This window comes from Chloracidobacterium sp. N (assembly GCF_018304765.1).
GTDB lineage: Bacteria > Acidobacteriota > Blastocatellia > Chloracidobacteriales > Chloracidobacteriaceae > Chloracidobacterium > Chloracidobacterium aggregatum.
The window spans coordinates 1,506,544-1,532,324 of the sequence record NZ_CP072642.1 but is presented as its reverse complement, the minus strand read 5'-3'; the positions used below and the strand labels follow the sequence as shown (position 1 = coordinate 1,532,324).

The window sequence follows — 25,781 nt, the reverse complement described above, 5'->3', positions numbered from 1 at the left end:
GGCTGACGCTAGTATGGACGTTCCTGCCGGTCATGAAAAGTGCCTGGGAGAAAACAGATGTCCTGCCGCCGCACGGCAACAACGCCGGCCGGGTCGGCCAGAAAGGCGTCCCAGTGGTCCTGAAAGGCATTGAGGAGTGCGTCAAGGACGGCCGCGCGCGGCGGCGCAGCTTCGCCAAGCGCCAGGCGCAGGGATGTGGCCGGCTGCCGCAGCCCTTCCGGGAACGAAACCTGCCCGATGTTGACGCCGATGCCGACAATCACGAAGCGGAGTGCCGCGCCGTGCCAGTCGGCTTCAACCAGAATGCCGGCCACCTTGCGTCCATCGAGGAAGACATCGTTGGGTTCTTTGACGGCCAGGCGCGCCGGCGTGCCCACGAACCGCGCCAGCGTGTCATGAACCATCAGCCCGGCAAAGGTGGTGACGTGATGCATCTGGTCGGAAGTCAGACACGGCGGACGGAACAGAAGGGAGACATAGAGCCCCTCTCCGGCCGGCGAATGCCAGGTGCGCCCGTACTGCCCCCGGCCGGCCGTTTGTTCATCCGCGCCGAGGCAGAAACCATCGGGCGCCCCGGCCTGGGCCAGCGCCTTGAGCGCCGTATTGGTCGAGTCCACCTGCGCCAGCCAGCGGACCGTGAACCGCTCCGGCCAGCCTGTGGGGCTGGCCGGAGCGGCGTCTTTATGGGTTCTGGTCCGGCTGGGCAATCTCGATGCCATTGGCGGTCAGCGACGTGCCCAGCGTCCGTTGGAGTTGGGCCACGGCTTTGTTGTAGTCGGTCAGCGCCTGGATTTCGTTGCCACGGGCGATGGAGAGACGGTTCTGGCGGTCGAGAATGAGAAAGGTCGTGGAGAGTCCGGCGGCATACCGCTGCTGTTCACCGCGCAGTTGGGTTTCAGCCGCAATCCGCGCCGCGCGGGTGGCTTCCACGCGCTGGCGGGCCGAGGCAACCGCCTGCAAGCCGTTGCGCACTTCGACCTGAATGCTCTGCTGAAGGTTGCGTTCCTGGGCTTTGAGCTGGCGTCCCGTGGCCAGCGTCCGACCCACAACCGCATTGGCCGTCCGGTTGCGGAAGGTGAAGGAAATGTTTGCGCCCACGGTGTAGGTCGGAAAGTCGAAGGAGAAAAGGTTGTTGAGCGCGGTGCCGTAGCTGCCGATGAAGCGTGGATTGATGAACACTGGCGCGCCGGGGATAGATTCGAGGCGGGATGTACCTGCCAGACCGCTGAGCGTCAGCGCGGTAAACACATCCACCTGGGGTTTGCGCTGATTTTCGGCAAACAGCCGCTCGATGTCGTTGAGTTCCTGCTGCAGGCGGATTTGTTCGAGTTCCGGGCGGTTGCGGATGGCGCTGGCGAGCGCCTGCTGCACATCGAGTTCAACCGGGGTGAAATCCACGTCATCGGTCGGTTCAATGGCCGCCTGCCATTCGTCAGCCTGGGGATCGCCCAGAATGAGCTGCTTGAGCTGGTTTTCGGCCGTGGTGATTTGCTGCAGCGCCGTGATGGCAGCGTTCTTGCGGTTTTCAAGTTCGGATTCATTCTCGACGACGTTGATGGGCGCGCTCGTGCCGACTTCCACCTGGCGGCGGGTGACGGCCAGCGAGATGTCCGCCAGTTCAACGGCGTCCCGCTGGATGTTCAGGTTGCGGATGGCGAAGACCAGGTCCCAGTACGCCGACTGGACCGCGGCGATGGTCGTCAGGACGCGCTGCCGGAACTGGGCGTCGCTGATGGTCAACTGCTTGCGGCTCACCTTCACCTGCCGCTCGTTGACGCTCGACCGGAAGTTCCGAAACAGCGGTTGGGTAAAGCGGAAGTCAAGCGTCGAGAAGTACTGCGGACTCAACCCGGCGGAACCGGCGTTGTTCGTTTCACGTCCGTTGGTGAAGGTAATCGAGTAGTTGCCACCGGTCGGCAGGCTCTGCACCAGGGTGGGCGTGAACTGGAGCTGCTTGCGCTTGAAGGCCCCACCTTCCGCGCCGATGAAGGTCTGCGCCGTCGGCGAGGTGGAGGACTGAAACTGTACGGCGGCCTGGAGAATGGGATCGTAGCTGCCATACGCGCCACGCGCGTTCTGCTGGGCAATCTGCACGTTGGCCCGTTCAACTTCGATGTCCTGATTGTTGCGCAGCGCCATGAGGATGGCTTCCCGCAGGGGGAGGCGCAGGATGCGTCCGGGGGTGATCCCAATCCGGGTGGTCGGCAGTTCGTCCAGCGCCCGTTTGGTGCGTTGGTCGGCAACGGGAAGTGACGGTGGCGCCTGCCCGCCCGGTGGTGTGGCTGATGGTGTGGGCTGCTGGGCGACGACACCTGCGACGGCACCCACCGGTGGCGTATCCGTCACCGGGTTCTGGGCCGGTGCCGACAGGGTGGCAAGTCCAGACGAGAGCAGGGTAAAGACGAGGCAAAGAACGTTGCGCAGTGACATGGTCGCAATGGTATTCCAGAAACGGCGAGCCGTGGACAGTCAGAATTGCAGCCCCTTACGCAGGGCTTACCCGGCAGGTTTCACTTGAATTTCACTCTTCCACAAAGGCTTCACAAAGGCTGGCTCAGCGAGGGCATCCGGTTCTGCGCGAAACACTACGCCGCCGTGTGTTTTCCGGCAACAATGCGGCCGTAGCTGAAGCCGTTGCCGCAAGGTGTAAGCTGAAGGCCGGTGGCCGGGGCTGTGGCGCACCCGAATGACTCGGACACCCCGCTTTGCGGAATCTTTTGGAAGGGAAATGGAGATGAGGGGGGTCGAACCCCTGGCCTCTGCATTGCGAACGCAGCGCTCTACCAACTGAGCTACATCCCCATGCTGTACGCCGACTGGTGCAGGCCGCGAAAATAAAGCGGCATAAACCGCACTGTCAAGCCACATTGCGTCACGCCGTATCACCGGGGTCCGGCTGCCCGTCGGCGGAAGCGGAGGGCGCTGGCGGGATGATCCGCAGCGCGCCCGGCGCTTCCGGGGCAATCTGGAGCAGGGATTTGCCGGCCACGAGGTCGAGCAGAAGCTCGCCAATGACAGCCCGCCGCCAGCCCTGCAGGACGGCAAGCTGCCCGGCTTCCGCCGCTGGGCGCTCGCGCAGGACCCAGCCGGCGAAGCGGAGCAGGTCGTCGCGGGTGGCCAGGAGGTTGGCGGCCATGTCGAGCATTCCGGCGCGTAGCCGGACAATGGCCCCCAGCAGGGTCGCCAGACCGTCCAGCGTGGGATCATACTCGCGAACAGTGACCGGCTCCGGCCACTCACTTTCCGGCAGCGCCAGCGCCTGCTGGATGGTCTCCAGGATTTCCGTCACCAGTTCCCGCGAGAGATTGTTCGTCCCACGCATCTGCCGCAGGGCGGACTCCGTCCGGGGTAGCGTATAGGCAATCTGCCGCAGCACATCATCGTGCAGGATGGTTCCCACCGGGCGGTTGCGACTGCGCGCCGTGGCTTCGCGCCACTGGCACAACTCCCGCAATACCGCCAGTTCACGGCGGCTCAGGGAGCCCAGCTTGCCGATTTTGAGGTATTCCTGTCCCGTTTCACGGACCCTGACGGCCTGCGCCACGGCATCGGCACAGGCGTCCAGCACCCAGTCTGTCCGTCCGTGCTGCGCAAGCTGTTCGAGCAGACCGTCGTAAACCGGAAACAGGTAGCGCACGTCGTTGAGGGCATACTCGATCTGCTCCGGCAGCAGCGGGCGGCGCGTCCAGTCCGTAAGCTGTTGCCTTTTGCTGAGCGAAACCCTGGCAAAACGTTGCGCCAGGGCGGCATAGCCGGTGGCTTCGCCGTATCCGAGAAACGCGGCGGCAATCTGGGTGTCGAAAACACTGACCGGAATGGCTTCGGTTTCCCGCCGCAGGAGAACGATGTCCTGTCCTCCGGCATGGACAATCTTCCGAATGCCGGGATGGGTCAGCAGCGGGGCAAGGGGGGTGAGGTTGACGCGGAAGGGGTCAACGGCCACACACCGGTCACGCAGTCCCAACTGCACCAGACACAGAAGAGGGGTGTAGCGGCCTTCGCCCTGAAACTCCAGATCAATGGCCAGTTCTGTCTGCGTGTACGCCTGCTGGCAAAATTCCTGAAAGGCACGGTCGGTATCAATCCACATCGGTTGCTGACCACAGGGGAGGTTGGTTGCCCACCGGGAGCCTTCACGAGGCTTCCGGGTCACGGTACCGTGCAAGGGCGGCGCGCACTCCCTGGCGCACCGCTTCAAGCTCGGTCATCAAACGTTGCCGCAGTGAGAGGTCGCCGCTTAGGCGCGGCGCAGCGACGCCGTCCAGACCCGTTGCCGGGGCCGGCAGGAAAGGGAAGCCTTCGGCCTGGGCGTCGAACAGGTACCATCCCGGCAGGTGGGTGGAGTCCTTGCCGTAAAACAGGCCGTACTCGCCGTTGAGCGGATCATAGACGACGGCCACCTGCCACGGCATACCGAACACCTGCCGCTGGGTGGCCTGGTCTGTGCCCGACATAAACACGCCAAACCCCGGATGGGTGTGATACCAGCCCACAATGCGCAGGTCGGCCTCGGCGACGTTCCGTTGGTGCTCACGCAGGCGTTGCAGGTAGTTGGTTACAGCCAGCAAATCCGTTGCTCCCATTTCCACAAAAGTTGGCCCGGCCTGGGCTTCCTGCGCCGGGATGGCGTCCACAATGGCGGTGAACGTCACCCGGTAGCCGGCGGCTTCCGCCTGATAGACATTGCCAATGAGCAGCCCGCCGCACTCGTTCTCGCCGAGAAAGGTGCGCGCCAGGTCGGGCAGCCGTTCGCTGGGTTGTTCCAGCGGGGCGGCCAGCAAAATCTTTTCTTCCGCCTGCCGGGAAAGAAACACCTGAAGCCCCGTGGGTGGCGGCTGTCCGATGGTGGACAGCACCTGGGGCAGCGGGCGGTGGGCTGGTTCGACTTCACGAACGGATTTGATGCGGAACGTCATGGCGTCAGGGGTTCGGGTTCAAAGGGGAAGACTTCGTTGTGTTTGACATCGAAGGCAAAGCTCTGCACGGCGTCCATGCGGACGTACAGCTTGCGAAAGTGTGCGGTAGGCATGTGGTTCTGGAAGTGCTCGATTTCACAGTCGTCCAGCTCGATGACATCCGTTTCGATGCGCACCCGGCTGACGTTTTCCAGCCGCGTGTCACGGGCCGCCGAGAGCGTGTCGGTCACCGTACGGGAAATGCGTCCGCGCACAATGCCATAGGGCAGGTAAAGCACCAGAAGCGGACGTGACCCGCCGGTATCGAGCGCGGCGCGAATCGCCGTAAAGAGCGTGTCGCTCATGCGGAACTTCATGGTCGGGGCGTCGAGTTGGCTCATGCCGTGCTGTAAACCTCACCGGAGATGGTCATACCCTGTGCCATGGCTGTGCCTGCCAGACCAGGTTGCGGGGGAAGGGCAAAAAGTTACCGGAAAGCTAACAGTTTTCGGGTTGGGATAAAACACCCCGGCGGCCTGACGGGTCTGGGGACGCACCACGACAGCGGTGCTTCAATCAGGTGACACAAAATGCCGGTGGCCGGGTCGTCTGCGTCATGGGCGTGACCGTCCGGTGAAATTTCAGGCGGGTTCAGCGAGAAAGGCATCGAGTGCCGCGCGGTGCAGGGCGGCTTCCCGGCGGCCCTGCTCAATGGTGGCCTCAACCAGGTCGGGGCGGGTGTAGTCCCAGCGGGAGACCGGCGGCGGTGTCAGTGGGGCAATGTAGAGCCGGCGGCCCTGGCGGCCGACAACCTGTGGCGGGTAGGGCCGCGACATCAGGACCACCTGCCGCGCCACCTCCGGCCGGTCATCCAGCACAAAGGCCGGGATGTTGTCCACCAGCCCGCCGTCGAGCAGCACCTGCCCATCCATCCGGCCGAGCGGCGTAAATGGGGGCGTCGCCGAGGACGCCAGAATCAATGCCGTCGCCTCGGCGGCCGTCGGGCAACGGCGCAGGTCAAAGACAGCCGGACGAAAGCCCAGCCGCTGTCCCCACGTGGGATGAACCAGGCCTGGCTTGAGCTTCTTTTCAAGGTTGTACGCCAGCAGCCCAGCCAGCGTCGCCGCCTTGGGCGGGAGTCCGGCAGGAAGGCGGGAAGTCAGGACCAGCAGGGGAAAGGGCTGCGCGCGCAGGCGCTCGAAGCCCCCCTCGGCCAGACAGAAATCCAGCGTGTCGCGGTAAATGGGCGCGTGGGGCGTCAGCGGCTTGCCCACCAGTGGATGCAGCCAGTTGATGTTGCGCCGGACGTGGGCGCGACGTTGTTTCCAGAAGTCAGCCGTGGCTTCCGCCCGGCCGCTCAGCAGCATGGCGACGACACATGCCCCGGCGCTGCACATGGCCACCGCCGCCGTCTGCGCCCAGACATCCTGCCAGACCTGCATCAGGCCCAACTGGTAAAAGGCGCGGTTGCCGCCCCCGGCAAAGACCAGTCCGAGTCGGCGGTCAGGCATGGCGCAGCAGGTCGGCCGGAAGCTGGGCGGCTGCGTCGGCGGTGACAAACCAGGTCAGGGTGCCGTCGGTCGGGCAAATCATCTGCGACGGATAAAGATGTTTCTGCTCCGCCCCCAGCAGCACTTCCCGCAACACGCCCGCCTTGCCCGCGCCGGTCACGAAAAATTCCACTGCCCGCGCCGCATTGATGAGCGCCGCCGTGAAGGTGATGCGGGTCGTCTGCCGCTGTGGAACTTCATTGGCCACCACGCGGGCTTCCGGGTCGTCCAGCGCGGCCGTGTGGGGAAACAGTGACGCCGTGTGTCCGTCTTCCCCCATCCCGAGGTGGATGAGGTCAAACCGGCGCGGCTCCGCGCCAAAAAAGGCGGTCAGGTGGGCGTCATAGCGGGCGGCTGCTTCAGCCGGAGGCAACTCGCCTTCGACGCGGTGGATGTTTTCAGGGGCAAGACCAAGCGGCTGAAGCAGGTGTTCCTGCGCCAGACGAAAGTTGCTTTCGGGGTCATCCGGCGGTACGGCGCGCTCGTCGCCCCAGAAAACATGCACCCGTGACCAGTCAACCTGTGACGCCAATTCCGGGCGGGCCAGAAAGCGGAAGACGATGCGTGGCGTAGTGCCCCCGGAAAGGGCGACGCTGAACCGGCCGCGGGCCGCTATGGCTGCGGCCGCCTGCTTCACAAACGAGGTGGCGGCCTGCCGTGCCAGGTCTTCGGCCGTTGGGAATACCAGAATGACGCGGTGGTCAGTCGAACTGGGCATCGAGTTCCAGCTCCGTGATGATGTCGAGCGCCATGCGCAGGGCGCGTTCGTAGGGTTTGCTACGGCCGAAGATTTCGACTTCACGCGACATCAGACGCGCTTCCGTCAACTGGGGCAGGGCAATCGTCGTGTGGTAGCGCGCGCCGCCGGAAATCTCGACGGCCGGTGTGTAGAGCCAGTCCGCGCCATCCGAAGGGTGACAGGTCACGCTGAAGCGGGCCATGTCCGGTCGTTCGGCCAGCAGGACGACTTCACTGAGCTGGCGCTGTGGCAATCCCTGGACCACCTGTGGCTCAATCGTCACCGTGACGCGCCGCTGGCGGGCGCGGAAGCGCAACTCCGCCTGGTGGCGGTTGACCTGGTAGGCATCCTTGAGCGTCCAGCCCAACTGCGCGGCAAAAAAGCCGGCCAGCAACAGGGCCTGAAGCGGGATGCCTGACGCCTCTTCATCCCTGGCATAAAAAATTGTAACGCGCGTCAATTGATGCAGGTAGTGCGTCAAATCGGGTGCGTCAAAAAGACCCGCGATGAGGTCGCGCCAGCGGGTGAGGCGCGTCCAGTTGAGGTCGCTGAAGGCGGCCCGGTGGCGTGCTTCGAGGACGAAGCGGGCAAGCTGCGCTGCCTGTGCGTCACGGTGCGTCAGTCCCCGGCTGTCCACGATGACGCGGTCCACTTCCGGCAGAAAGTCGAGGAAGTATTTTTCCTGAAGCGTCTGCAGGTCCTGCCACCAGAGAAACACGGGAAGGTCGGGCGCAATGAGTGGGGCGACCGTGCGCGCCAGGTAGCGGATGGCGGAACCGCTGGCCGCCACCCGGATTTCCTCACAGCACACCTGGCGCATCTGATCGTCGAGGTGGCAGTGGGAGGCAATCCAGGCGTGGGTTTCGGTGGCTGTCCTGGAGAGGTCGGCGTGCATGATGATGGCCCGGCAGGGCGCGGATTCCGTGACCTTGGCGACGACTTCCGAGACTTCACCAAAGCGGGCTTCATCGGTGATGAAGACGAGCAGGTTGAGCAGGCAGACGCGCATGACCGCATCGGTGGCGGCTCCGTCCTTGGCTTCGGCCGCGGCTTTCCACAACTCGGTCAGTTCGCGTTCGATGGCCGCCACGTCAACCGGGCGGCGGCGTTCGATGTCTTCGACGATTCCCACAGGCATTTCCTCCCGCAATCCGCGCCATTGGCAAGGGCTTGTACTTCCGGTGCGCCAGCGTCGGGGGGCTAGAGCCGTCGGCTAGAGCCGTCGCCAGGCGCGCCCCTCGCCCATAAGCTGGTTGGCGGCCTCCGGCCCCCAGGTGCCGGCCTCGTAAAAGTGCAGGTTGTGTTCACCGGACGCCGCCCAGTGGTTGAGGATGGGCATCATGAGCGCCCAGCCGGTTTCCACCATGTCGCGCCGGGTAAACAGGGTGGCGTCGCCAAACATGCAGTCGAGCAGCAGCCGTTCGTAGGCTTCCGACGACCGGACGCCGAAGGACGTGCCGTAGCGAAACTCCATGTTGACGGAGCGCAGGTGAATGGCGTGGCCGGGGAGTTTGGCCGCCAGCCGCAGCGTCAGACCTTCATCGGGCTGAATTTTCATCACCAGCAGGTTGGGTTCGTGCAGGTCAGCCTCGGTCGTCGTGAACAGGCGCATCGGCACCTGGCGGAACTGGACGGCAATTTCGGCCGCCCGCTTCGTCATGCGTTTGCCGGAGCGCAGGAAAAACGGCACGCCGGCCCAGCGCCAGTTGTCAATTCCGAAGCGGATGGCGGCATAGGTCTCCGTGGTCGAAGTCGGGCTGACGCCTTCCTCCTCGCGGTAGCCGGGAACGGCCTTGCCGCCAACCCAGCCGGCGGTGTACTGCCCCCGGACGGCATGGGTATCCACCTCGGACGCCGCCAGGGGGCGAATGGCCTTGGCCACCTTGATGGCTTCATCGCGGATGGCATTGGCTTCCAGCGAGGTCGGCGGTTCCATCGCTACCAGGGCCAGCAACTGGAGCAGGTGATTCTGAAGCATGTCGCGGACCGCGCCGGAACCTTCGTAGTAGCCGCCGCGCCCTTCGACGCCGACGGCTTCAGCCGCCGTAATCTGCACGTGGTCTATGTAGCGACGGTTCCAGACCGGCTCAAAGATACCGTTGGCAAACCGCATGGCGACGATGTTCTGAACCGTCTCTTTGGCGCGGTAGTGGTCAATGCGATAGACCTGATTCTCATCAAAGATGCGGCTGATATGGGCGTTGAGTTCCTGGGCGGTGTGGAGGTCATAGCCCAGCGGCTTCTCGATGATGATGCGCGTCCAGCTTCCGGGCGCGCTCCGGGCCAGTTCCGACGCCCCCAGCGTGTCCATGATGGGGCCGATGAGGCTGGGCGGGGTGGAGAGGTAAAAAATCCGGTTGCCGCTCGTGCCCCGTTCGGCATCAATCGCCGCCAGACGTGCTTTGAGCCGGGCGTAGCCGGCGACATCATCGTACCCACCCTGACAGTAGAACATGCCGGCAGCAAAGCTCTCCCACTCGGCGGCCGTGGGCGGACCCGAGCTGGAAAACCGGACGACGGCTTCGTACATCAGCGCCCGCAGGTCCTCATCGCTCATGGGGCTGCGGGAGTAGCCCACAATGGAAAAGCCACCGGGCAGGCGGCGCTCACGGGCCAGGTTGAACAGCGCCGGGACGAGCTTGCGCTTGGCCAGGTCGCCTGAAGCGCCAAAGATGACCACCGTACAGGGGTCCGGAGTGCGTTCGACGTGGGCTTCGGCGCGCAGGGGATTGAGATCGTTCGCCATGGACGTGCTCCTTCACGCTCGCCGCGGCAGCCGGGCAGTGCGGTCGTGCCCGGCCGCCGCGGTGGTCAGGGCTCAGGCCGGTTTACTGGATGAGGTCCTTCCATTCCGTGTGGATGAATCCGGCTTCCGGTTTGTCAACGCGCTCGTAGGTGTGTGAACCGAAGAAGTCGCGCTGGGCCTGGGTGAGATTCTGGGGCAGGGTCGCCGTGCGGTAGCTGTCGAAGTAGGCCAGGCTGGCGCTCATCGCCGGCAGCGGGACGCCGGCCAGCGCGCCGATGCTCACCACACTGCGCCAGCTCGTCTGGGCATCGGTCATCCACTGGTTGAAGTCCGGGTCGAGCAGCAGGTTGGGCAGGTCGGGCCGCCGCTGGTAGGCCTGTTTGATTTTGTCGAGGAACTGCGCGCGGATGATGCAGCCGCCTTTCCAGATGCGGCTGATTTCGCCCAGGTCGAGGTTCCAGTCATAGACCCGCGAGGCCGTGGCGAGCAGCGCCATGCCCTGGGCGTAGGAGCAGATTTTGCTGGCGTAGAGCGCATTGTGGACGAGAACGATAAAGTCTCCCTGATCAAGACTTTCCGGCGATGTCGGCGGGCCGACAATGACTTTGCTGGCCGCCACGCGCTCGGCTTTCATCGCCGAAAGCACCCGCGCATCAATCGCCGCCTGAATCGTCGGAACGGGAACGCCCAGGTCGAGCGCCGTTTCGGAAGTCCATTTGCCGGTGCCCTTCTGCCCGGCCTTGTCGAGGACGAGTTCTACCAGCGGCTGGTTCGTCTCCGGGTCAATGGCGCGGAAGATTTGCGCGGTGATCTCGATAAGGAATGACTTGAGAACGCCTTCATTCCAGGCCCCGAACACGGCCGCCAGTTCCATGGCCGTCAGTTTCCCGACGCGCTTGAGCAGGTCGTAGGCTTCGGCAATGAGCTGCATGTCGCCGTACTCGATGCCGTTGTGCACCATCTTGACGAAGTGCCCCGCGCCGTCAGGGCCAATGTAAGTGACGCAGGGGCCGTCATCCACCTTGGCGGCAATCGCCTCAAAAATCGGCCGGAGTTGTTCGTATGCTTCACGCGCGCCGCCGGGCATCAGCGACGGCCCCCATAGTGCGCCCTCCTCGCCCCCGGAAACGCCGCATCCGACGAAGTTCAGCCCTGCAGCCTTGAGTGCCTGCTCCCGGCGGATGGTGTCGTGGTAGAGTGCATTTCCGCCGTCAATGATGATGTCGCCCGGTTCGAGATAGGGTTTGATCTGTTCAATCGTCCAGTCCGTAGCCTCGCCGGCCTTGACCAGCAGGATGACCTTGCGGGGGCGGGCCAGGGACTTCACAAAGTCTTCCGGGGTGTGCGCACCGACGAACTTCCGGCCGGCGCCGACGGTCGCCATAAACTCGTCCACGCGCTTTGGATCGCGGTTCCAGACTGCCACCGTAAAGCCGTTGCGCTCGATATTCTGTGCCAGGTTGCTGCCCATCACGGCCAGCCCAATCATGCCAATGTCGGCCAATCCTTCCGCCATAACGTTCGTGCCTCGCTCCTTGAATGAATACGGTCAAACAACAGAAGCCGCCGCCAGGTGAGCCAGTACAGGTGAGCCTGTACTGGTGCGGCGGCACAGGTCGCCAGGTGGTCAGTGCGCCAGTGCCTGGGCGATGGCCTCCCGCAGTTTCACCAGGTCGGCCGCGACATCCCTGCCGAGGTGAACCCGCAGCACCCGCCGCTGCCGCTCGGCCAACACCTGGAAGTCGCCTCGCGCCTGCGCCGCCTTGACGATGCCAAAGGTGTAGCCCTGCCCTGGCACGGGCAGGTCATAGGCGTCGTCGCAGGTAAGCTGGAGAAAGACGCCCGTGTTGGGGCCGCCCTTGTACGCCTGCCCGGTCGAGTGCAGGAAACGCGGGCCGAAGCCCAGGCAGGTGGCTACCCGGCGTTCCTCCCGGACGGCATGCCGAATGGCCTGCAGGTGCGCCTTGTTGAGGGCGTTCATCTCCAGGTAGGCCAGCAGGGCAAAGTAGTCGCCCGGCTGGATTCGCCCCAGATGGGCGCGAAGATAGCCGGCCAGACTGTCGTGCGCGCCGAGCGCGGCCGCGTTGGCCGGGTCGGTGAACAGCCGGAGGCCATCCGCCTCAAACAGCGGTGTTTCATCCGGGAAGGCGCCGGTGCGCTCGTAAGCGGCCGTCAGCTCACGGGTCGCCACCTTGCTGGCTTCGACATCGGGCTGATCGAAGGGATTGATGCCCAGAACGGCCCCCGCCACGGCCGTGGCGATTTCCCAGCGGAAAAATTCCTGCCCCAGGGTCATTTCCGTCGCCAGCCGGTTGACGATGACCGGATAGCCGGCGTCCTTGAAGGCGGCCACGGCGGCATCGGTCGCGTCGTTGTCGTCGTCGTCAAGGCGCAGGTAGGCAAAGATGCGGTCGTCGCCGTACACCGAAATGTCGCTGGGGAACTCACCCTCCACCGGAAGGATGGCTTTCCCCTGCTTGCCCGTGGATTCGGCAATGAGCTGTTCCAGCCAGGCCCCCAGGTCCCAGAGCTTGGGCGAGGTGATGAAGGTCAGCTTGTCCCGTCCGGCTTTGGCCAGTATGCCCAGCGCGCAACCCAGAACGACGCCCGGATTTTCGGCAATCGGGACACAGTACGAGCAGGCGTTGACCATATCATCGGCCAGGTCGAGAAACTCGCCGACAGGGATGCCCATCATGGCCGCCGGCACCATGCCGAAGTTGGAAAGCGCCGAGTACCGCCCGCCAACGCTGGGCACGCCGGCGAAGATGTAGCGGAAACCATCGGCCCGGGCGATGCCTTCGAGCTTCGAGCCGGGGTCGGTAATGGCAATGAAGTGTTGTCCGACGCGCTCCGGCCCGACGACCTGCTTCATCCGTTCAAAGAAGTACTGCTTGAAGATGTTGGGTTCGAGCGTGCTGCCGGACTTGCTGGCGACGATGAAGGCTGTCTGCTCCAGGTCGAGCCGGGCTTCGAGTTCGGCAATCTGCGCCGGGTCGGTGGAGTCGAGAACGTGAAGCACCGGCGCTTCCGGCAGGATGCCAAAGGTCATCCGCAGCACCTCCGGGCAGAGGCTGGAGCCACCCATGCCCAGCACCACCACGTGCCGGAAGTGCTGCCGGATGTCGGCTGCGGCGGCCATCAGCGTTGGCAGGTTGGCCATCTGGTCTTCGACCAGCCCCAGCCAGCCGAGCCACTGGCTTTCGTCACTCCGGGTCCAGAGGCTGGCATCCCGCATCCAGAGCCGCCGCACCTTGCCGTTGATTTTCCAGTCGTCGAGTTCGGCCTCCACCAGCCGGCGGTGTTCGGCCGAAAGGTGCAGTTCCTGCGCGTTGAGGCGCGTCCAGTTGACGGCCTTGCACTTTTTGTCGAGCGAGTTGAGGAGCTTGTCAAAGGGTTCGGCAAAGAGCCGGACGGCTTCGACGAGCAGGGTATCGGTGACTTCGGTGAGGGAAATGCCGACCCTGGCAAGCGTTTCCAGTGTGTCGTGCGCGGCGTCGAGGTCGCTTTCGAGCGTCGGACGCACCCGCCCGTGGTCGCGGAAGGCTTCCCAGGTGGCCGGTGGAATGGTGTTGACCGTGTCGGGCCCGATGAGTTCCTCGACGTAGAGCACGTCGCTGTACTGCGGGTTTTTCGTACCGGTACTCGCCCACAGCAGGCGCTGCGTGCGCGCGCCGGCTGCGGCCAGTCGTTCCCAGCGTTCACCGGCAAACAGCTTTTTGTAAGCCTGATAGGCCAGCTTGGCATTGGCGATGGCCACCTTGCCCCGGAGGCTTTCGAGCAGCGCCCGGTCGCCTTCACCGGCCTTGAGTTTGGCTTCCAGTCTGGCGTCCACCAGCGAGTCAATGCGGCTGACGAAAAAGCTGGCAACGCTGGCGACCCGCCGGAGGTCGCCGCCGGCGGCCGCCAGGGCTTCGAGACCGGCGAGGTAGGCTTCGGCCACCTGGCGGTAAGCTTCCTGCGAAAAGAGCAGGGTGACATTGACGTTGATGCCTTCGCCAATCAGCGTCTGGATAGCCGGAATCCCCTCCGGGGTCGCCGGCACCTTGATCATGAGGTTCGGACGCTGCACGGCCTGCCACAGCCGGCGGGCTTCAGTGACCGTGCCGTCCGTGTCCTTGGCGAGGTAGGGGGAAACTTCGAGGCTGACGTAGCCATCCCGCCCCTGCGTTTGCTCATACACCGGTTTGAGAAGGTCGGCGGCCTGCTGGATGTCCTCGATGGCCAGCCGTTCATACAAAGCCATGGCGTCGAGATGTTCGGTTTCCAGCGCCGCCAGAGCGGCGGTGTAATCCTGGCTGCCGGTGATGGCTTTCTCAAAGATGGCCGGGTTGGACGTGACGCCCATCAGCCCATCCTCATCAATGAGCCGCTGGAGTTCACCGCTGGTGAACAGGCTGCGCCGGATGTAGTCGAGCCAGGGAGACTGTCCCTGTTCGTGGAGTGCCCGGAGAGGATTCATAGGTACTACTCCCATAGGTAAAAGCCATTCAGGCTTCAATTTGACTGCATCTGTGTGAAGTAAAGCGTGAGACTTGGGTGAGGCTCTGCCCGGTCAGGTTTGGGATAGCAGCGACTTGGCCGTGGCGATGACGTTCTCAACGGTAAAGCCAAATTCGCGCATCAGAACGGTAAATGGTGCTGATGCGCCAAATTCTTTCATGGCAATGATTGCGCCTTCATCTGTAACATAATCTCTCCATCCAAGCGGGGCAGCGGCCTCAATGGCAACCCGCTTTTTGACGGTTGGTGGCAGCACGCTGTGGCGATACTCAGCCGGTTGTTGTTCAAAGCACTCCCAACTGGGCATGCTGACGACGCGGGTGGCAATCCCTTCCTGCTGGAGCTGCGCCTGGGCTGCGACGGCCCACTGGAGTTCCGAGCCACTTCCAATCAGGATGAGGTCAGGTGTGTCACCTTGTTCTTTTGAAAAGACATACGCGCCTTTGGAGAGGAGGCTGGCCGGGGCGTGGCGCGTGCGGTCGAAGGTCGGCACTTTCTGGCGGGTGAGGACAATGGCCGTCGGTCCTTCCGTGTTGCGAATGGCCGTACACCAGGCGGCGGTGACTTCGTTGGCATCGGCCGGCCGGATGACCGTCAGGTTGGGGATGGCGCGCAGGCCGGCGAGCTGCTCGACGGCCTGGTGCGTCGGTCCGTCTTCTCCCAGTCCGATGCTGTCGTGGGTGAAGACATAGATGACCCGCAGGCGCATCAGGGCCGCCAGGCGGATGGCCGCTTTCATGTAGTCGGAAAAGATGAGAAACGTGCCGCCGTATGGAATGAAGCCGGGCGTCAGCGCCATTCCGTTGAGAATGGCTCCCATGGCGTGTTCCCGGACGCCGAAGTGAAAGTTGCGGCCGGCGCGGGTGGTGGCGCTGTAGGCCGGCGCGCCCTTGATGGTCGTGTTGTTGGAGGGCGTCAGGTCGGCCGAACCACCGATGAGGAACGGCAGCCGCGGGGCCAGAGCATTGATGATGCTGCCGGAAGCCTGGCGGGTGGCCATGGCGTCGGTGAAGTGGGGCAGGTCGGCATCCCAGCCGGGCGGCAGGGTTTGCGTCTGGAAGGCCTGCCATTCGGCGGCCAGATCAGGGAACGCGGCTGCATAGGCCGCGCGGCGGGCCTGCCATTCGGCTTCGAGCCGTTCGCCGCGCGGGATGCACTGCCGATAGACTTCGAGCGCCTCGGCCGGAATGGTGAACGGTTCCTCGTAGGGCCAGCCGTAAACCTGCTTGGTGAGTTTGACTTCCTCGGCCCCAAGCGGTTCTCCATGGGCCTTGGCCGTATCCTGTTTGTTGGGACTGCCATAGCCAATGTGCGTACGCGCCACAATGAGCGAGGGGCGGGTCGTTTCCTGCTGCGCCTGCTCGATGGCCTGGGCAATTTGCCGGAGATCGTTGCCTTCGATGGACTGTACGTGCCAGTCGTAGGCCAGAAAGCGCGTGGCGACCTGCTCGCGGAAGGCCAGATCGGTGCTTCCGTCAATGGTGATGCGGTTGTCGGCGTAAAAGACGATGAGTTTGCCGAGCTTGAGTGTGCCGGCCAGGCTACAGGCTTCCGAGGCGACGCCTTCCATGAGGTCGCCGTCGCTACAGAGCACATAGGTGTAATAGTCCACCAGGTTGTGTCCGGGGCGGTTGAAATGGGCGGCAAGCCAGGTTTCGGCAATGGCCATCCCGACGGCAGTGGCCAGGCCCTGACCAAGCGGGCCGGTCGTCGTTTCCACGCCGGGCGTGTGTCCGTATTCCGGGTGGCCGGGCGTCTTGGAACCCCACTGGCGGAACCGCCTGATGTCATCCAAAGGCAGATCGTAGCCGGTCAGGTGCAGCAGCCCGTATAGCAGCATGCAGCCGTGGCCGGCGGACAGTACAAACCGGTCCCGGTTTGGCCACTGCGGGTTGCGGGGGTTGTGGCGCAGGTAGCGTGTGTAGAGCAGATAGCCAAAGGGGGCATTCTCCATCGGCGCGCCGGGATGGCCCGACTGGGCCTGCTCAACGGCATCAATCGCAAGGGTACGCAGGGTGGTGATGCAGAGCCGGTCAAGGGCATCGCCGGCTGCATTCGGGACAGAGGAGGAAGCCATGGTCGCAATGACAGGTTCAGCGTGTTTGGGAAGTGAGGCTTGGTTGGGAAGGGTGATGAAACGAACGGTTGGCGTGTTTGTATCGCCCCTGCCCGGCTGAAAGCAAGCCCAAACGCGCGCCGGGCTGCGGGTTGGCAGGTTTTGCGGAAGCCCGGCTCGGTGGCGATACGGCCCGGTGTCGCGGGCCGGTTCCGGATTCAGGCTGCCGTGGCCAGCCGGCTTCATCCACCGGATACATGGCGGGAAGCCCTGCTGGCCGTATCGCCTTGGCGCACTTCAACCATTACCTGTGAATTCCGTGAACATGTGAGAAAACGTTGAGGTCGGGAGATCGAAAAAGGCTGATGAAAACGGCAATAAGTTGTTGTGGATTTTTGGATTTGGAGACACATCAGCACGGGCTGCGCCAGGGTTCAAGCTAGTTCTTGAGTGAAGTGGGCGGGATGAGAGATCAAAAAAACACCCCGGTTTTTTGCCGGGGTGTTTTTCAGAAGTGGTCTCCATCCGATGGATGCTTTTTCCGGTGTGCCGGAGTGATTTGCCTTTTACCGGCAGGCTTCGATTTCACGCTTGGCGGCTTCGACGACGGCTTCCACCGTGAAACCAAACTTCTTCGCCACTTCCTTGAGCGGGGCGCTGGCGCCAAAGGTCTTCATGCCGATGATCTGGCGCTGGTGGGTGACATAGCGCCCCCAACCGAAGGTCGAGGCCAGCTCAACGGCCACCCGCGCCCGTACCTGCGAGGGCAGGACGGATTCGTGATACTCCTCGCTGTGGTGCTCAAACAGTGACCAGCAGGGCATGCTGATGACCCGCGCCTGGTAGCCCTCGGCCATCAGGCGTTCATAAGCGGCCACACAGAGGGCGACTTCCGAGCCGGTTGCCAGCAGCAGCACCTGTGGGGTCGTCCCGGGCGCACTGTCGGCGAGGACGTAGGCCCCGAAGCGGGCCAGCTCGGCGCTGGCATAAATACTGCGGTCGAGCGTTGGAATGGGCTGGCGGCTCAGCACGAGGACGGCGGGTTCATGCTTGAGGCGGAGGATGATTTTCCAGCACTCCGCCACTTCGTTGGCATCGGCCGGGCGAAAGACGTGCAGCCCCGGAATGGAGCGCAGTCCGGCAAGCTGCTCGATGGGCTGGTGGGTCGGCCCGTCTTCACCAACGCCAATCGAGTCGTGCGTGAAGATGTGAATGGTGGGCAGCTCCATGAGGGCGCTGAGGCGAATGGCCGGCCGGGCGTAGTCTGAAAAGATGAGGAAGCCGGAGCCGTAGGGGCGCACCTTGGCCAGAGACATGCCGTTGAGAATGGCGCTCATGGCGTGCTCCCGAACGCCGAAGTGAAAGTTGCGTCCGCCGTAGTTGTCAGCCAGGAAGTCCCCGGCGCCTTCAAAGACGAGACGGGTTTTGGTCGAGGGCGCCAGGTCGGCCGAGCCGCCGATGAGCCACGGAAAATTCGCAGCAATGGCGTTGAGAACACGGGCCGAAGCATCGCGTCCGGCGATGCCCTTGACGTCCGGGGGAAACACCGGAATATCGGCATCCCAGCCCTCCGGCAGTTCCCGCTTCTGGATTTTGAGCATCTGGTCGGCGAGTTCCGGGTAGGTTTCCCGGTAGGCTTCAAAGCGGGCCATCCAGGCCTGACGCAGTTCACGCCCACGCTGCCCGATCCCTTCCCGGAAGTGCTGGCGCACTGCTTCGGGGACGAGGAAGTGTGCATCTTCGGGCCAGCCGTAGTTGCGTTTCGTCAGGCGGATTTCCTCTTCTCCGAGCGGTTCACCGTGGGCCGCGTGGGTGTCCTGTTTGTTGGGTGCGCCCCAGGCGATGTGGCTGTCCACGATGATGAGCGTTGGGCGCTCGCGTTCCCGCTGGGCCGTCGTCATGGCGCGGCGGAGCATGTCCGTATCGTTGGCGTCTCCAACCCGCGTGACATTCCAGCCGCAGGCAATGAAGCGGGTGGCAACATCCTCACTGAAGGCCCAGTCGGTGTGTCCCTCGATGGTGATGTTGTTGTTGTCGTAAATCCAGCACAGGTTGGACAGCTTGAGGTGTCCGGCCAGCGAGAGGGCTTCCTGGGAGATGCCTTCCATCAGGCAGCCATCCCCGCACAGGGCATACACCCGGAAGTCGAACATCTCGAAGCCGGGGCGGTTGAAATAGCGGCCTAACCATTTGGCGGCAATCGCCATGCCAACGCTTGTGGCCACGCCCTGACCGAGCGGCCCGGTCGTGGTTTCAACGCCCGAAGTCCACCGGTATTCAGGATGGCCGGGGCATTTGCTGTCGAGCTGCCGGAACTTTTTGATGTCGTCGAGACTGACCGAAGGAGCCCCGGTGGTCTCATATTTGGCGTTGACGGCTTTGGTTTCCGTCAGATGCAGCAGTGAATAGAGCAGCATCGAAGCATGCCCCATGGAGAGCACGAAGCGGTCGCGGTTGGGCCAGATGGGGTCTTCCGGGTCGAAGCGGAGAAAGTCGTTCCACAGGGTGTAAGCCACCGGGGCCATGGCCATGGGCGTTCCCGGATGGCCGGAGTGGGCGGCCTGGACAGCATCCATCGAGAGCGTCCGAATCGTGTTGATGGCCAGAGTTTCTATGGATTGTGTCATGGGGGGCCTTTCTGCCGGAGGAGGCGGGAACCGTTGTGGTCAGGGCAAAGCGAATGGGAAGCCGGTCGCGCCTATCGTGGCGAACGACATCCATAAAGGCAAGTCACAGGATGGAGAGTGTCCAGGGGGCAACACCGCCAAAGCGTAGTGGTTCGGAGGGCGTCACCGGTTTTCATCCGCAACGGCCTCGATTTCGGCAAGGATGTCGAGGATGGAAAGCTGCTCGCGGTGAATGCTGAAACCTGCCTGGCGAATGTCCCGGTGGGTCTGGCGGTTGAGGTGGCATCCGGCCGCGAGCCGCTTCTGGAGCGGGGTCAGGGCATCCGCCAGGTAGCCCAACCAGCCCCGGGGGCGGATGTGTTCCAGCGCCAGAAAGCGGCCGCCGGGACGCAGCACCCGGCGGATTTCAGCCAGCGCCTGCCCGGGATGACGGACGCTGCACAGGACAAGGGTCGTGACAACCGTATCGAAACTGGCCGCCGGGAAGGGGAGCGCCTCGGCTGTGGCTTCGAGAAAGGTGACGGCAAGCTGGGGCGGCCGTGGCTTGGTGGCGGCTATCCACAGCATGGCCGGGTCCGGGTCCGTGAACACCAGTGATGTGACTGCCGCATAGAACGGCAGATTGGCGCCAGTCCCGCCGCCAATTTCGAGAACGTCGCCCACGGCCCGGGGGATGAGTCGTTGCCGCCGCACTTCCAAAAACCGCCGCTCCAGCGGCCGCATGCAGTTGTCGTAGTTGTCGGCAAACCTGCCCATGGCACGGAATCCGTGGCGGCAACCAGTGGGAGCCAAAACTAGTGGGAGCCAAAGAGCTGATCAACCAGTTCGTTGAGTTCGGGAATCCCGCACCGCCGCTTGCTGAGGTCTTCGATTTGCTTGAGCTTGCGAATCATCTGGACGACTGGCGCCTGCATTTCCGGGAATTTGATGACGATGTCGAACTGCTCGCCGGGGCCCACCATGCAGGCTTTGTCATTGAGGAACGTCGTCAGGTGGTTGAGCATGCCTTGGGCGAGGATGGCCACTTCGGCCAGCGTCTTCTGGTATTTCTTCTCCAGTTTCTGGCGTTCGGCTTCGGGATTGGTGGCATCAGGCGGTACGGATATGTCTTCTGCGCTGAATTTGCCACTGTCCTGGGTGGTACGGCGCAGTTCGTCAAGCTGCTGCTCGGCCTCGCGCATCCGCCGCTCATACTCAGCCACGACCGCTTCGAGTTCGCTGACATCCCGCCGGCCGAGCTTGACCTGGAGGCGGCGGCGCAGGCTGCGGTTGTCCTGTTCGAGGCGCTCGACGCGCGCCAGCAGCTCTTCCTTTGAGAGGTGGACGAGGTTGATGATCGGCCGGTCGGGCGTCAGGCTACGCTCAATCTCCAGGTCTTCTTCGTCGGTGTGGCTTCCCGGCGCAGCCGCCTGCTGCCGGGCGATCTGCTCGCGTCGGTATTCCTCAATCAGCCGGTCAAGGGGAATGACGCCGCCACTGTCGGGCATCCCCGGCGGCGTGGTGGGCGTGCCGGAGCGCCCTCCGCTATCGGCTGCACCTGGGCTGCTGGTCTGGCCGCTGGTGAGTGGGAAGTGTTGCCGCAGGTAGTTGACCAAATCCGGGCGCGGCAGTTTCCCCAGATAGCTGAGAAAGGCCAGATGAACGGCCGGCGTAACGAGTACGGTCTGAAAGTAGTTTTGCCACCGCTGGTAACTTTCGATGACATCGGGTTGGCTCAGGTACGGGGATTGTGGGGATGACTGCCGGAGGTTCTCCACTTGTGCCAGGTACGCCAATCCGTCCGCCATGTACGGAAATTGCTCATCCATCGTTTGCCGAGCTTCCTCACGAAGACAGAATCAATCGCATTGGTTCAGGCAGTCTGCCAGTTGGACGGCATCCACATTGCCGCCGGAAAGGATAACCCCAACCCGTCCGCCCTGCACGGGAACTTTACCTGCCAGCAGCGCGGCCACGCCCACCGCGCCGGTGGGTTCGACGAGCACCTTCAGCCGGGTGAGGAGAAACGCCACGGCCGCGCGAATCTCATCCTCCGCCACGAGCAGGATGTCCGTCACTGTACGCTGGAGAATGGGGAAGGTCAGGCGACCCGGCGTGAGATTGCGCATGCCGTCGGCGATGGTTGCCGGCGGGGGGATGGTCAGCCGTTGACCGGCCCGAAAGGACAGGTAGGTGTCGTTGGCGAGTTCGGCTTCGACGCCATAGACCGCAAGGTTCGGCGACCAGGCTGTGGCCACCGTGGCGCATCCGGCCAGCAGCCCGCCGCCGCCCACCGGAACGAGCAGGGCATCGAGCGGTCCTGCTTCGGTCAGCAGTTCAAGCGCGGCCGTTCCCTGGCCGGCCATGATGGCATAGTGGTCATAAGGTGGAATGACCGTCGCGCCGGTTGCTTCCGCCAGTTGGCAGGCTATGGCCTCACGGTCATCGCGCTGGCGGTCATAAGTGGTGATCCGGGCGCCATAGCCACGGGTGGCCGCGACTTTGGCCGCCGGCGCATCGGTGGGCATGACGATGGTGGCGGGCGCACCAAACGTCCGGGCCGCCAGCGCCACGCCCTGGGCGTGGTTGCCGGAGGAAAAGGCCACAACGCCCCGCGCGCGAACTTCGGGCGGCAACATCGCCAGGCAGTTTGTCGCCCCACGGACTTTGAAGGAGCCACCCCGCTGAAAGTTTTCAGCCTTGAGCAACACACGCTGCCCCACCCGGGCATCCAGTGTCCGCGAGGTCAAAACCGGAGTACGGTGAATGTGGGAGGCAAGACGATGCTGGGCGGCGACGACATCCGCCAGCGTCAGGTCATCGGGCTTCGTCATAACGGGCAAGTATCGCACACCAGTCCAGCTTTTGCTATTTCCCAGTCCATCTTTGGGAGTATGTTGAAGGTAAGCAGAAAGGCCATGACGCAGACACGTCCACTTCACGGTAAGCACATTCTGGTCACCCGCGCCGCCCATCAGGCGGCGGCGTTCGTGGCGTTGCTGGAACAGTACGGCGCGCAGGTGACGGCTTTGCCCACGATTGCTGTGACTGACCCGGTGAGCTGGCAGGCCGTGGATACCGCATTGCAGCGGCTGCGGGAGCAGAAAGCCGGAACGGCCCGCCACTACGACTGGATTTTTTTCACGAGCGCCAATGCCGTGAAGTTTTTTCTGAACCGCCTGGCGTTTCATGGCGACGGCCCCGGGCTGCTTGCCGGGCTGCGGGTGTGCGCCATCGGCAAAGCCACGGCCGGGGTGGTACGCGATGCCGGGCTGGAAGTTGACCTTGTGCCGGAGCACTTCAATGCGGAAGGCGTCGTGGAAAGCTTTGTCACCTTTCATGGGGGGCAGGTTGCCGGATTGCGGGTGCTACAGCCACGTGCCCGGATGGCGCGCGAGGTGCTTGCCGAGGCGTTGACGGCGCTGGGCGTGACCCTGGAGGTGGTCGAAGCCTATCAGACGGTGCGCGCCGATGTTGATCCGGCGCTGTGGCAGGCGCGTCTGCAATCCGGCGCGTTCGATGTGGTGACCTTTGCCAGTCCCTCGGCGGCGCTTCAGATGGCCGAGGCTTTTCCGAATATCGCGCCAGGTGCATTGCTGGCAAAGACCAATGTGGCCTGCATTGGCCCCGTAACCAGCCAGGCCGTGCGGGACCTGGGTCTCGACGTGGCCATTGAGCCGCCGGAAGCCACTCTGCCGGCTCTGGCCGAGGCCATTGCCGCCTATTTTGCGTCCCAACCGGAGGCACTCCCACCAGAGGAACCAACCGGTACCTGATTCCAAAGGAGAACCGCTCATGCCGACGCCGCTCCTCCTCGAACAAGACCTGGAAACCGATGTCCAGAACATTCCCAACTATGCTGTACGGGTGGAGACCTGCTTTGCCCGGCGGCTGGAATCCGGCGATGTCCGCATTACCGGGACGGTCATCAACACGGGACTGACCCGTTTGCAGACGCCCTATCTGTATTTTACCGTCCACGACCGGTTTGGAACGCTGTTGCGCGAGGAAGTCACGGCGGCCGGCGTCAAGTCCATTCAGGGCGGCGAGGAAATTGCCATCGAAGTGCTGATTCCCGACTGCTCGACGAGCGCCGCCCTCGTGCGCGTGTTGGCTTCCACCTGACGGTCATCCCCCAACGGAGCCACATCCCCGCCGGGCCATGAAAGCCACCGAATTTCTGGAGCGTCTGCCCACGACCGAGCCAGCCCCGCTGTATGTCCTCACCGGAGAGGACACTTGGCTTCAGCGGGACTGTATCGAGGCGTTGCTGCACCGGCTGATCCCGGAAGGTGGCCTGCGGGACTTCAACTATTCCGAACACGATGTCGAGCGGGACACGCTGCGGCGGGTGCTGGCCGTGGCACGGGAGTTGCCCCTGCCGCCGGCGCGGCGACTGGTGGTGGCCCGGAACTTCGAGAAGCTGAGCGAAGCGGAAGTCGAGCTGCTGAAAGATTACGTCCGCCAGCCGGTCCCTACCACGACCCTTGTATTCTGCGCCGGGACGCTCGACAAGCGCCGTACGTCGGTGACGGTCCTGCTCAAGGCGGCAACGGTCATCGAATGTGCACCGCTGACGCCCGAAGAGGCCCGCAAGTGGATTCTGGCTTACGGGCGACGGCAGGGGTTCGAGTGGTCGCCGGAGGCACTGGGGCCTCTCATCGGCGCTGTCGGGTGCGACCTGGCGCGGCTGACACAGGAAGCCGAAAAACTGATGAACTACGTCGGCCCGGGCGGGCGCATCGGGCCCGAAGTCGTTGCCGCGCTGGTCGTCCGGTCGCCGCACGAAGACAATTTTCTGCTGGCGGAAGCCCTCTGGCAGGGGGAGGCCCCCCGCGCCCTGCGCCTGCTGCATCGGCTGCTCAGCCGGGGGGAGGAGCCGGTGGCGCTGGTGGGGTTGCTGGCCTGGCAACTCCGCCAGATGCTGCTGGCGCATGACCTCATGGCGGTCAATACCCCCCGTGAAACCCTGCTCCGGGAGTTGCGCCTGCCGCCCCACCGGTTGAATGTCTTTCTGGGCGCTGTCCGCAAGCAGTCGGCTGCCCGGCTGCGGCAGGGGCTCGTCCGCCTCCAGTTCGTAGATGATGCCCTGAAACGGGGCTATGCCTCGCCGCGACTGCTGCTTGAACTCTTCCTGTGTGAACTGCTGGCGGCGGAGACAGCGGTTTCTCCACGTTAACCGCATTTTTTTTCGGCAAATCCGGGGTGTAATAATCCAGTTTGCTTTGCTATACTCGGCGGCGTCGTCGGAAAAAGCTGTAACAGCAGCAATTGTAGGGTGGAACATCCTGTGCCGCATACCGCAGATGTGTGGGTCGTGTTGGTGACGACGGACACTGCCGAGTCAGCGCGCGCGCTGGCCCGGACGGTCGTTCGTGGCGGATATGCCGCCTGTGTCAACATCGTACCGGGGGTGACCTCGGTCTATGTGTGGGAAGGTGCCGAACGGGAAGAGGCCGAGTACCTGCTCGTCATTAAGACGACGCCGGCACGCTATCCGGCGCTGGAGGCCGTCCTGCGGGAGCAGCACACATACACCACGCCGGAGGTTCTGGCGCTGCCAGGCTGTGCGGTGTCCGCAGCTTACGCTGCCTGGGTTGAGCAGCAGTGCACGCCGGGTCCGGCTGAGTGACACCAGTCCGGCGCTGTCTTGAAGCTTCGTCTTTGACGATGGCAAGGCACTGGGGTTTTGTTTTTGGAAAACGGTGACGAGAGGAACCAACATGCCAACCAATCTGGCTGACATCAAAGAAGTCCTGGTGGATGTCGAACTGCTGACCAAGTACCGCATGTTCGACCGCGCACTGTCGTTGTTGGAAACGGCGATTGGTGTGTCGCCCAAAAACATCGAACTCCGGGAACGTGCGTGCAGCATCGCCATCGAGCAGGGGTGGCGGCAAAAAGCCATCGAGCACCTTCTGTCGCTGTCCAGCCTGTACATCGAGGCCGGGAAGCTGGAGCAGGCCAACTCGGCGCTTCTCAACGCCAAGCGTCTCAACCCGCAGCTTTCGATCACCTCGCGCCTGAATGCGCTCAAGGACATCGAACGGCATCCGCGGCAGATGGGTGCTCCCCAGCCGGCGCCGCAAAATCTGGCGGCGTCGAGTTACTACGCCGCGCGGGGGCGTGCGCTGCTGAGCGGCGACCTGAGCTGTTTCAGCCTGTTCGACATCATCCAGGTCATTGAAAACAGCCGCATCACCGGCTTCATTTCGATTCAGTCGCCGGGACTCATCGGGAAGCTCTACTTCAACGACGGTCTCATTGCCGACGCCTCGACCGACATGTTGCGTGGCATTCCGGCGCTCAAGAAGTTCGCCGAACTCACTTCGGGGTACTTCGAGGTTGAAAAATCTGCCGTCGAGTACAAGCAAAACATTCAGACCACGAGCAACACCAGCCTGATTCTGGACATTCTGCGCGAACTGGACGAAGAGCGCGCCATGGGCGAAAACGTCATCGAGATTCCCCTCGATGACACTGGCAGCGCCGGAACCCACATTCACTGAAGCCCACACGGAAGCCCACTGGGTTTGGCAGCGTGCCAGCGGCCATTGCCTGCCGCCGGGAGGTGTCAAGGCGGTTGACGTTGTCAAGTGTGCTGCCGTCTAGCCGGTTGACAGATGGGCTGGCCACGGTCTCCGTGCTTTTTTGGCAAATTGTTGTGTCATAACGATTTACGCCTT

Annotated in this window: 21 protein-coding genes and 1 tRNA gene; 5 read left to right on the top strand and 17 right to left on the bottom strand. The window is 63.5% G+C overall.

Features of this window, described 5'->3' with window-relative positions; genetic code table 11:
• Window positions 1–8 precede the first annotated feature (8 nt).
• The 17 genes from J8C05_RS06330 to J8C05_RS06250 form a co-directional block, all read right to left on the bottom strand.
• On the bottom strand, window positions 9–719 hold the full coding sequence (locus tag J8C05_RS06330) for a biotin--[acetyl-CoA-carboxylase] ligase (protein ID WP_211421428.1): 711 nt from the start codon (window positions 717–719) through the stop codon (window positions 9–11).
• Window positions 682–2,430, bottom strand: coding sequence for a TolC family protein (locus tag J8C05_RS06325; protein WP_211421427.1), 1,749 nt, complete (start codon window positions 2,428–2,430; stop codon window positions 682–684). The genes J8C05_RS06330 and J8C05_RS06325 overlap by 38 nt, the downstream gene beginning before the upstream one ends.
• A 299-nt stretch (window positions 2,431–2,729) precedes the next feature.
• Window positions 2,730–2,802 (bottom strand) — tRNA-Ala (locus J8C05_RS06320).
• Window positions 2,803–2,872: 70 nt separating this feature from the next.
• A complete protein-coding gene (locus tag J8C05_RS06315) occupies window positions 2,873–4,090 on the bottom strand; it encodes a ribonuclease D (RefSeq protein ID WP_211421426.1) in 1,218 nt (405 codons plus the stop codon).
• A 43-nt stretch (window positions 4,091–4,133) separates the two neighbouring features.
• Window positions 4,134–4,916, bottom strand: coding sequence for a M67 family metallopeptidase (locus tag J8C05_RS06310; protein WP_211421425.1), 783 nt, complete (start codon window positions 4,914–4,916; stop codon window positions 4,134–4,136).
• Window positions 4,913–5,296, bottom strand: a complete 384-nt coding sequence (locus J8C05_RS06305) for a hypothetical protein (RefSeq protein WP_211421424.1) — start codon at window positions 5,294–5,296, stop codon at window positions 4,913–4,915. Before J8C05_RS06305 ends, J8C05_RS06310 begins: the two co-directional genes overlap by 4 nt.
• A gap of 240 nt (window positions 5,297–5,536) precedes the next feature.
• Window positions 5,537–6,406: a patatin-like phospholipase family protein gene (locus tag J8C05_RS06300; protein ID WP_211421423.1), complete on the bottom strand. Its 870-nt coding sequence runs from the start codon at window positions 6,404–6,406 to the stop codon at window positions 5,537–5,539.
• Entirely contained in the window at window positions 6,399–7,163 is a 765-nt protein-coding gene (gene pgl / locus J8C05_RS06295; protein WP_211421422.1) for a 6-phosphogluconolactonase, read from the bottom strand. Before pgl ends, J8C05_RS06300 begins: the two co-directional genes overlap by 8 nt.
• Complete coding sequence (locus J8C05_RS06290; protein ID WP_211421421.1) at window positions 7,147–8,316, bottom strand: glucose-6-phosphate dehydrogenase assembly protein OpcA; 1,170 nt, start codon at window positions 8,314–8,316, stop codon at window positions 7,147–7,149. The genes pgl and J8C05_RS06290 overlap by 17 nt, the downstream gene beginning before the upstream one ends.
• Before the next feature lie 81 nt (window positions 8,317–8,397).
• Window positions 8,398–9,930 (bottom strand): glucose-6-phosphate dehydrogenase, encoded by a 1,533-nt coding sequence (gene zwf, locus J8C05_RS06285; protein ID WP_211421420.1) that lies wholly within the window; start codon window positions 9,928–9,930, stop codon window positions 8,398–8,400.
• Between the two features lie 82 nt (window positions 9,931–10,012).
• Window positions 10,013–11,446, bottom strand: coding sequence for an NADP-dependent phosphogluconate dehydrogenase (gene gndA, locus J8C05_RS06280; protein WP_058867534.1), 1,434 nt, complete (start codon window positions 11,444–11,446; stop codon window positions 10,013–10,015).
• 111 nt (window positions 11,447–11,557) lie between these two features.
• Window positions 11,558–14,392 (bottom strand): bifunctional transaldolase/phosoglucose isomerase, encoded by a 2,835-nt coding sequence (locus tag J8C05_RS06275; RefSeq protein WP_211421419.1) that lies wholly within the window; start codon window positions 14,390–14,392, stop codon window positions 11,558–11,560.
• A 93-nt stretch (window positions 14,393–14,485) separates the two neighbouring features.
• Window positions 14,486–16,510: a transketolase gene (gene tkt / locus J8C05_RS06270; RefSeq protein WP_211421418.1), complete on the bottom strand. Its 2,025-nt coding sequence runs from the start codon at window positions 16,508–16,510 to the stop codon at window positions 14,486–14,488.
• Between the two features lie 545 nt (window positions 16,511–17,055).
• On the bottom strand, window positions 17,056–19,116 hold the full coding sequence (gene tkt / locus J8C05_RS06265) for a transketolase (RefSeq protein ID WP_211421417.1): 2,061 nt from the start codon (window positions 19,114–19,116) through the stop codon (window positions 17,056–17,058).
• 162 nt (window positions 19,117–19,278) lie between these two features.
• On the bottom strand, window positions 19,279–19,872 hold the full coding sequence (locus J8C05_RS06260) for a class I SAM-dependent methyltransferase (protein ID WP_211421416.1): 594 nt from the start codon (window positions 19,870–19,872) through the stop codon (window positions 19,279–19,281).
• A gap of 38 nt (window positions 19,873–19,910) precedes the next feature.
• Window positions 19,911–20,924, bottom strand: a complete 1,014-nt coding sequence (locus J8C05_RS06255; protein WP_211421415.1) for a hypothetical protein — start codon at window positions 20,922–20,924, stop codon at window positions 19,911–19,913.
• A 30-nt stretch (window positions 20,925–20,954) separates the two neighbouring features.
• Window positions 20,955–21,929, bottom strand: a complete 975-nt coding sequence (locus J8C05_RS06250) for a pyridoxal-phosphate dependent enzyme (RefSeq protein WP_211421414.1) — start codon at window positions 21,927–21,929, stop codon at window positions 20,955–20,957.
• Between the two features lie 84 nt (window positions 21,930–22,013).
• On the opposite strand from J8C05_RS06250, the gene J8C05_RS06245 reads away from it, so the two are divergent.
• The 5 genes from J8C05_RS06245 to J8C05_RS06225 all read left to right on the top strand — a co-directional run bounded on the left by J8C05_RS06245 (window position 22,014) and on the right by J8C05_RS06225 (window position 25,604).
• Complete coding sequence (locus J8C05_RS06245; protein WP_211421413.1) at window positions 22,014–22,871, top strand: uroporphyrinogen-III synthase; 858 nt, start codon at window positions 22,014–22,016, stop codon at window positions 22,869–22,871.
• A gap of 19 nt (window positions 22,872–22,890) precedes the next feature.
• Window positions 22,891–23,220, top strand: coding sequence for an FxLYD domain-containing protein (locus tag J8C05_RS06240; protein WP_058867526.1), 330 nt, complete (start codon window positions 22,891–22,893; stop codon window positions 23,218–23,220).
• 37 nt (window positions 23,221–23,257) lie between these two features.
• Window positions 23,258–24,274 carry a DNA polymerase III subunit delta gene (gene holA, locus J8C05_RS06235; protein ID WP_211421412.1) on the top strand — a complete coding sequence of 339 codons (1,017 nt, stop codon included), beginning with the start codon at window positions 23,258–23,260 and terminating at the stop codon, window positions 24,272–24,274.
• Between the two features lie 111 nt (window positions 24,275–24,385).
• The gene (gene cutA, locus J8C05_RS06230) at window positions 24,386–24,727 is read left to right on the top strand and encodes a divalent-cation tolerance protein CutA (protein WP_246840666.1); all 342 of its coding nucleotides are present in this window, start codon (window positions 24,386–24,388) and stop codon (window positions 24,725–24,727) included.
• A gap of 91 nt (window positions 24,728–24,818) precedes the next feature.
• Entirely contained in the window at window positions 24,819–25,604 is a 786-nt protein-coding gene (locus J8C05_RS06225; RefSeq protein WP_211421411.1) for a DUF4388 domain-containing protein, read from the top strand.
• The last annotated feature ends 177 nt before the right edge of the window (window positions 25,605–25,781 follow it).

Excerpts from the sequence above, each read along its gene's own strand:
- J8C05_RS06330 (WP_211421428.1), bottom strand. The coding sequence starts at position 719 with ATGGCATCGAGATTGCCCAGCCGGACCAGAACCCATAAAGACGCCGCT.
- J8C05_RS06325 (WP_211421427.1), bottom strand. The coding sequence starts at position 2,430 with ATGTCACTGCGCAACGTTCTTTGCCTCGTCTTTACCCTGCTCTCGTCT.
- J8C05_RS06315 (WP_211421426.1), bottom strand. The coding sequence starts at position 4,090 with ATGTGGATTGATACCGACCGTGCCTTTCAGGAATTTTGCCAGCAGGCG.
- J8C05_RS06310 (WP_211421425.1), bottom strand. The coding sequence starts at position 4,916 with ATGACGTTCCGCATCAAATCCGTTCGTGAAGTCGAACCAGCCCACCGC.
- J8C05_RS06305 (WP_211421424.1), bottom strand. The coding sequence starts at position 5,296 with ATGAGCCAACTCGACGCCCCGACCATGAAGTTCCGCATGAGCGACACG.
- J8C05_RS06300 (WP_211421423.1), bottom strand. The coding sequence starts at position 6,406 with ATGCCTGACCGCCGACTCGGACTGGTCTTTGCCGGGGGCGGCAACCGC.
- pgl (WP_211421422.1), bottom strand. The coding sequence starts at position 7,163 with ATGCCCAGTTCGACTGACCACCGCGTCATTCTGGTATTCCCAACGGCC.
- zwf (WP_211421420.1), bottom strand. The coding sequence starts at position 9,930 with ATGGCGAACGATCTCAATCCCCTGCGCGCCGAAGCCCACGTCGAACGC.
- gndA (WP_058867534.1), bottom strand. The coding sequence starts at position 11,446 with ATGGCGGAAGGATTGGCCGACATTGGCATGATTGGGCTGGCCGTGATG.
- J8C05_RS06275 (WP_211421419.1), bottom strand. The coding sequence starts at position 14,392 with ATGAATCCTCTCCGGGCACTCCACGAACAGGGACAGTCTCCCTGGCTC.
- tkt (WP_211421418.1), bottom strand. The coding sequence starts at position 16,510 with ATGGCTTCCTCCTCTGTCCCGAATGCAGCCGGCGATGCCCTTGACCGG.
- tkt (WP_211421417.1), bottom strand. The coding sequence starts at position 19,116 with ATGACACAATCCATAGAAACTCTGGCCATCAACACGATTCGGACGCTC.
- J8C05_RS06260 (WP_211421416.1), bottom strand. The coding sequence starts at position 19,872 with ATGGGCAGGTTTGCCGACAACTACGACAACTGCATGCGGCCGCTGGAG.
- J8C05_RS06255 (WP_211421415.1), bottom strand. The coding sequence starts at position 20,924 with ATGGATGAGCAATTTCCGTACATGGCGGACGGATTGGCGTACCTGGCA.
- J8C05_RS06250 (WP_211421414.1), bottom strand. The coding sequence starts at position 21,929 with ATGACGAAGCCCGATGACCTGACGCTGGCGGATGTCGTCGCCGCCCAG.
- J8C05_RS06245 (WP_211421413.1), top strand. The coding sequence starts at position 22,014 with ATGACGCAGACACGTCCACTTCACGGTAAGCACATTCTGGTCACCCGC.
- J8C05_RS06240 (WP_058867526.1), top strand. The coding sequence starts at position 22,891 with ATGCCGACGCCGCTCCTCCTCGAACAAGACCTGGAAACCGATGTCCAG.
- holA (WP_211421412.1), top strand. The coding sequence starts at position 23,258 with ATGAAAGCCACCGAATTTCTGGAGCGTCTGCCCACGACCGAGCCAGCC.
- J8C05_RS06225 (WP_211421411.1), top strand. The coding sequence starts at position 24,819 with ATGCCAACCAATCTGGCTGACATCAAAGAAGTCCTGGTGGATGTCGAA.